This is a genomic window from Streptomyces sp. NPDC014882, assembly GCF_043081325.1.
Taxonomy (GTDB): domain Bacteria; phylum Actinomycetota; class Actinomycetes; order Streptomycetales; family Streptomycetaceae; genus Streptomyces.
The window spans coordinates 180,898-186,897 of the sequence record NZ_JBIBWL010000010.1 but is presented as its reverse complement, the minus strand read 5'-3'; the positions used below and the strand labels follow the sequence as shown (position 1 = coordinate 186,897).

5 protein-coding genes and 1 pseudogene are annotated in these 6,000 nt (G+C 75.5%); 3 read left to right on the top strand and 3 right to left on the bottom strand.

Annotation, left to right across the window (positions count from 1 at the left end; genetic code table 11):
• The first annotated feature begins 158 nt into the window (after positions 1-158).
• From thiE to ACF09K_RS23160, 3 genes are all read left to right on the top strand, one after another.
• Complete coding sequence (thiE, locus tag ACF09K_RS23170) at positions 159-806, top strand: thiamine phosphate synthase (protein ID WP_392246279.1); 648 nt, start codon at positions 159-161, stop codon at positions 804-806.
• 162 nt (positions 807-968) lie between these two features.
• The gene (gene metF / locus ACF09K_RS23165) at positions 969-1,892 is read left to right on the top strand and encodes a methylenetetrahydrofolate reductase [NAD(P)H] (protein WP_392246277.1); all 924 of its coding nucleotides are present in this window, start codon (positions 969-971) and stop codon (positions 1,890-1,892) included.
• 56 nt (positions 1,893-1,948) lie between these two features.
• A complete protein-coding gene (locus ACF09K_RS23160; protein ID WP_392246276.1) occupies positions 1,949-2,920 on the top strand; it encodes a hypothetical protein in 972 nt (323 codons plus the stop codon).
• Between the two features lie 111 nt (positions 2,921-3,031).
• Here ACF09K_RS23160 and ACF09K_RS23155 read toward each other — a convergent pair whose 3' ends face one another.
• The 3 genes and pseudogenes from ACF09K_RS23155 to ACF09K_RS23145 all read right to left on the bottom strand — a co-directional run.
• Positions 3,032-4,510, bottom strand: a complete 1,479-nt coding sequence (locus ACF09K_RS23155; protein ID WP_392246275.1) for a phytoene desaturase family protein — start codon at positions 4,508-4,510, stop codon at positions 3,032-3,034.
• A gap of 458 nt (positions 4,511-4,968) precedes the next feature.
• Complete coding sequence (locus tag ACF09K_RS23150; protein WP_392246273.1) at positions 4,969-5,592, bottom strand: TetR/AcrR family transcriptional regulator; 624 nt, start codon at positions 5,590-5,592, stop codon at positions 4,969-4,971.
• 11 nt (positions 5,593-5,603) lie between these two features.
• Positions 5,604-5,896, bottom strand: a pseudogene (locus ACF09K_RS23145) (hypothetical protein); the annotation flags it as partial.
• Positions 5,897-6,000 lie beyond the last annotated feature (104 nt).

Genomic DNA, 6,000 nt, shown 5'->3' with positions numbered 1-6,000 from the left:
CCGGGGGGCGGCGGTGTGGTGGGCGGCCCCCGCCCCCCCCCCCCCCGGGGGCGGGGCCCCCGCCCCCCCGGGTGGGGGGGGGGGGGGGGGCGCGCCCCCCCCCCCCCCGCCGCCCCGGGAAGAACCCGGGGCGCCGCCACGCCCCGGGGGACCCACGCATGTCCGACACGGCCCGCTCCCAGCTCGCCGACGCCCGTCTCTACCTCTGCACGGACGCCCGTGAGCGCCAGGGCGACCTTCCGGAGTTCCTGGACGCGGTCCTCGCGGGCGGCGTCGACATCGTGCAGCTGCGCGACAAGGGCATGGAGGCGGCGGCGGAACTGGAGCACCTCGAGGTGTTCGCCGACGCCTGCGCACGCCACGGCAGGCTGCTCGCGGTCAACGACCGGGCGGACGTCGCCCACGCCGCCGGCTCCCAGGTCCTCCACCTCGGCCAGGGCGACCTGCCGGTCCCCGCCGCCCGCGCCCTCCTCGGCGACGACGTGCTGATCGGCCGCTCCACGCACAGCGCGGCGGAGGCGGACGCCGCGGCCGTCCAGGACGGCGTCGACTACTTCTGCACGGGCCCCTGCTGGCCCACCCCCACCAAGCCCGGCCGCCCGGCCCCCGGCCTCGGCCTGGTCCGTCACACGGCGGCGCTGGGCACCGGGCGTCCCTGGTTCGCGATCGGCGGCGTCGACCTCGGCAACCTCGACGAGGTGTTGGAGGCGGGCGCCCGTCGCGTCGTGGTCGTCCGGGCCCTCACGGAGGCCGACGATCCGGGGGCCGCGGCGGCGGAGTTCGCCAAGCGGCTGCGCGCGGTCTGAGCCGAAGCCCGGACGGCGGCCCGTTCACCCGTCCGGCCCCCTTCCCCCGGCCCCTTTCCCCGAGTCGCCCCGCCTGTCCAAGGGGTGGACAACAAGCCGACAATTCGGGCAAATTTCCGGGTTTCGGTTGGGGGAGGTCCCTGCCCTGGTTAACCTGCGGGTATGGCCCTCGGAACCGCCTCCACCAGGACCGACCGCGCCCGCACCGTGCGCGACATCCTGGCCGCAGGCAAGACGACGTACTCGTTCGAGTTCTACGCGCCGAAGACCGTCCAGGGCGAGCGGAACCTGTGGAACGCGCTCCGGCGGGTCGAGGCCGTCGCCCCCGACTTCGTCTCCGTCACCTACGGCGCCGGCGGCACCACGCGGGCGACCACGGTCAAGGAGACCCAGCAGATCGTCGTCGACACCACCCTCACCCCGGTCGCGCACCTCACGGCCGTGGACCACTCCGTCGCCGAACTCCGCAACATCATCGGGCAGTACGCCGACGCCGGGATCCGCAACATGCTCGCCGTGCGCGGCGACCCGCCGGGCGACCCCATGGGGGAGTGGGTGCCGCACCCGCAGGGCCTCACCTACGCCGCCGAACTCGTCCAGCTGATCAAGGAGTCGGGCGACTTCTGCGTCGGCGTCGCCGCCTTCCCCGAGATGCACCCGCGTTCCAGCGACTGGGACACCGACGTCGCGCGCTTCGTCGACAAGTGCCGGGCCGGCGCCGACTACGCCATCACGCAGATGTTCTTCGAGCCCGACTCCTACCTGCGGCTGCGGGACCGGGTGTCGGCGGCCGGCTGCGCGACCCCGGTGATCCCCGAGATCCTGCCGGTGACGAGTGTGAAGATGCTGGAGAGGCTGCCCAAGCTCAGCAACGCCCGCTTCCCGGCGGCGCTGAAAGAGCGGATCCTCACAGCCAAAGACGACGCGGCCGCTGTACGCTCCATTGGCATCGACTTCGCCACGGAGTTCTGCGCTCGGCTGCTCGCCGAGGGAGTGCCAGGACTGCACTTCATCACGCTCAACAACTCCACGGCGACGCTGGAAATCTACGAGAACCTGGGCCTGCACCACCCACCGCGGGCCTAGACCGGTCGCCACGCCTTACGGAACACTGCGCAGCGGCCGAGGGGAGAGGGGCGTACATGGGCTGGACGGTCCTCTACATCGCGTTCGGCATCGTCGCGCTGTGGCTGCTCGGTGAGGTGCTGCTGCAGTACAAGGCACGGCTGCGCTGGCGGCTGCTCGCCTTCGGCGGCTTCCTCGGCGTGGTGGTCGGTGTCCTGATCCCGTCCGTCGTCGTCATCGGTGTGGGGGCGGCCGCCTTCGCGGTCGGCCAGACCTACGTCACGCTGTCGTTCCGCCGCGGCTTCGCCGAGGGCTGGGCCGTCGGGCGCCCCGGCGCCGAGGACACCAAGCGCCGCCGCGGCAGGGGCGAGCGCCGGGACCCGGCCCTGGAGGTCTCCGGCCTGGAGGAGAACGGGGACGGCCCCGGCCCGTACGGCGGGGACGCGGGCACGCCGTACGGCGGCGGCGACGTCGCGTACGGCCGGGACGAGAGCGCCTACGGCGACGACGACCGCGACGACGTGTTCACGCCCCCCGCGCGCGGCGCCGACGCCACGGCGGCCGCCTCCGTCTACGAGCCGCAGCCCCTGCCCGACGACACCGGCTCCTACGGCGTGTACAGCGACACCGCCTACGCGTCCGCCACCCAGCCCCAGCCTCAGGACCAGTACGCGGGCGCCGCCCAGGGCACCGACCAGGGATACGGCTACGACGGCTACTCCGGATACGGCCAGCAGCAGTACGGCTACGACGCCTCCGGAGAGCAGCAGTACGCGGCCTACTCCGACCCCTACATCGGCACCCAGACCTACGGCGGCGGCTCCTACGACGCCGGGTACGACCAGCAGCAGTACCCGCAGCAGGGCTACGGCCAGGACCAGTACGGCACCGGCGGCCACGACGGGACCCCGGCCGGCGGCGTCTGGGTCCCGCAGCAGCGCAGCACCGACGACCCGCTCGCCGGCGAACTCCCGCCCGAGCAGCCGTATCCCCACCAGGGCGACGGACAGCGGCAGGGCAACGGCTACGACGAGCAGTACCGCTTCTGACGGACGCTCACGACCGCCGCCGCCCCGAGCGGCGGCACGGGCGGTGGCATCACGGACGGTGACGGCACCGGCGGTGGCGCGGGTGGCGGTGGCGCAAGCGACGGCAGGGGCTCACTGCGAGCCGCGGAACCCCGGCCCCTCCACGATGAGTCCGGACACCAGCGCGCCCGACATGCCCGCGTGGGGAAGCCCGCCGCCCGGATGCGCCCAGCCGCCCGCGGTGAACAGGCCCGCCAGAGCGGTCGAGTTGGCCGGGTGCAGCAGCCGGCCCCCCGCCGCCGCCAGCGCCGGAGCCGGGACGGACCCGCCCTCCGCGCCGGTCTCCCGCGCGATGTCCGCCGGGGTGCGCACCTCCCGCCACAGGACGCGGTCCCGCAGACCCGGCAGGGCGCGCTCGGCGACGTCGAGCACCGCCTCCACCAGGTCGGTCCCCGGCTCGGTCCCGGCCGGGACGACGGCACTCAGGGTGACCGCCTCGTGGTCGGGGTCCGGGACGAGACCCGGGTCCCCGGGCCGCAGCACCGTGACCGTCGGATCGGCGGCCGGCGCGGGCGCCGTACCGAACAGGGCCTCCAGCTCGCCCTCGCGGTCCCGCGCGTGCACCACCGTCCGGTGCGCGGTCCCCTCCGGACGCCCGCCGCGCAGTGCGAGCAGCACGGTGAGCCGGCTCGGCAGGCCCCGCTGGGGCACGACCTCGCCCGGGCCGCGCGGCGGCAGCCCCCCGAAGCCGCCGGCCCCCGGCGCGACCACGAAGTCCGCCTCCGCCACACCGCCCCCGGCCGGCTCCACGCCCGCCACCCGGCCGTCCTTCTCCACGATCCGGATGACCTCGGCACCGAACTCGAACACGACCCGGCGGTCCAGGCACCTCTCGTACACCGCGCGGGCCAGCTCGCGCACGCCCCTGCGCACGGACCACGTGCCGAAGGCGTGCTCCATGTACGGCAGCACGGCCGCGCTCGCCGGGGTGACCCGTGGATCGAGGCCGTGGGCGAGCGCGTGGCTCTCCAGGAGGGCGGCGAGCCGGGGGTCGCGCAGTTCCCAGGCGCCGACCTCGGCGAGCGTGCCGGCCCGCCGGGTGCGCAGCAGGCGCTTGTGCGGCACCGCCGGGTAGGGCTCGCGGTCGGCGAGCACCGTCCAGTCCGGCCACAGCGGCTCCTCCAGGAGCGGGCGGCGCGTGCGGTCCCAGGCCTCGCGGGCCCGGACCAGGAAGTCGCCCCACCGCCCGCCGGCCCCCGGGCCCAGCGCCCCGTCCAGGGCGGCGACGACACCCGCGCGTGAGGCGTTCGGCAGCACGGCCTCGGTGCCGTCGGCGAACACGTGCCGCGCCGACGGGTCGACCTGGACCAGCTCGATACGGTCCTCCAGCGGTTCCCTGCCGGTCTTGACGAAGAGGTCGCGCCAGACCGCGGGCAGGGTCAGCAGGCCGGGGCCCGTGTCGAAGCGGAACCCGTCCCGCTCGAAGCGGCGCACCGCGCCCCCGTACGTCTCCGTCCGCTCGTACACCGTCACCCGGTGGCCCGCGACGGCCAGCCGGGCGGCAGCCGCCAGCGCGCCCATCCCGGCGCCGATCACCGCAATCCGTGCCATGCCCGCGACTTTATCGGCCGCCACCGGCGGTGACGGCGCGGGCCCGGCCGCCCGGCTGCCCGGCTGCCCGGCTGCCCGGCCGCCCGGCCGCCTGGCGGCCTGGGGCCGGGCACCCAGGGTCTGAGTAGCCGTACCTAGCCGCCGAGATGAGTACGCGCGCGGATGGGCCGCGACCCGGGCGGACGGAAGAGTGGAGCTCACGGAAAGGGGCCCGGCACCGCACCGCCGACACGGGGCGGCGGAACGGTGCCGGTCCTGGACCGCTCCTTCCGCCGGCCCGGCCGGCGGAGGCGAGGCACGGGGGCTGTCCGGGAACGACCGGACGGGGGAACACGGGGGAGTACGGGGGAAGTACCAGGGAGCGCCGGTCCGCGGTGGCACACGGGGGACGTGGCCACCGCGGACCGGCGCTCCCGTGTCCGCTCCGGCGGCCGGTCGCGCCACCTCCCGCGGAGTGCTCAGCGCCCGCTGACCCGGCCCTGGAGCAGCCGGGACAGGGCCGCGTGGACGTCGTCCAGGGACCGCTCCGGCTGGAAGGCCTGCCAGTCCAGGGCGGCCACCAGGACCATGCCGACCAGCGCGGCCGCGGTCAGCGGGACGTCGATCTCGTCGCTGAACTCGCCGTGTTCGATGCCCTCGCGCAGCACGCCCTCGACGACGGCCACCGCCTGCTGCCGCACCACCATGAGCGTGGCCTGCCAGGCCCGGTTGGTGCGCCAGAGCTCGGCCACGTAGAGCTGGGTGAACGCCGGGTAGCGGTCGATGAAGACCAGGCCCGCGCGGATCATCGCGTCCAGCGCGTCGACCCGGCTGCCGCCGCGGCGCTCCGTGCTCTCGGCGGCCTCCCGGAGGGACGCCGTGAGCAGCCCCACGCCGTGCCGCAGCAACTCCTCGAAGAGGACCGACTTGCTCGCGAAGTTGTAGTAGACCGTTCCCTTCGCGACGCCCGCCCGCTCGGCGATCTCGTCCACGGTGGTCGCGGAGAAGCCCTGCTCGGCGATGAGCGTGACGGCTGCCTCGTAGAGCTTCTGCCGGGTGGCCTCGCGGCGGGTGCGGCCGGTCGGCGTGGTGGTGCTGTCCATGCCCCCGATTGTCACAGGAAGCCGCCCCGCCGAAGGCCCCGGCCGCCCGGTCGCAGGGTCAGCTCCGGGTGCAGCCGGTCCGGCGTCCCCACCTGGCGGCGGCGAGCGGACAGCGAGGTCGGCGCCGGGGCGCCCGCCGTGAAGGCGGTCAGCGCACCGGGCACGCGTGCGACACCGGTTCCAGGCCGCCGCCCGTGACGAGCCGGCGCGGCGCCTCGGCGACGTGGCTCGTCGGCAGGAAGGGGTGCAGGACGTCGAAGAGGCCCGGACCCGTCTGCACCGGGTAGGTGCCGCCCGCCGACGTGCGGTGCCGACGGCCGCCGTGCCCTCGGTGGCCCTCGTCCGGCCGGTGAGCGCGAGCAGCAGGCCCCTCCGGCCGGAGCCGGAGGGGCCCTCGGCCGCGATCAG

What these genes read in the sequence shown, in the direction of transcription:
- thiE (WP_392246279.1), top strand. Translation starts at nt 159, where the DNA reads ATGTCCGACACGGCCCGCTCCCAGCTCGCCGACGCCCGTCTCTACCTC.
- metF (WP_392246277.1), top strand. Translation starts at nt 969, where the DNA reads ATGGCCCTCGGAACCGCCTCCACCAGGACCGACCGCGCCCGCACCGTG.
- ACF09K_RS23160 (WP_392246276.1), top strand. Translation starts at nt 1,949, where the DNA reads ATGGGCTGGACGGTCCTCTACATCGCGTTCGGCATCGTCGCGCTGTGG.
- ACF09K_RS23155 (WP_392246275.1), bottom strand. Translation starts at nt 4,510, where the DNA reads ATGGCACGGATTGCGGTGATCGGCGCCGGGATGGGCGCGCTGGCGGCT.
- ACF09K_RS23150 (WP_392246273.1), bottom strand. Translation starts at nt 5,592, where the DNA reads ATGGACAGCACCACCACGCCGACCGGCCGCACCCGCCGCGAGGCCACC.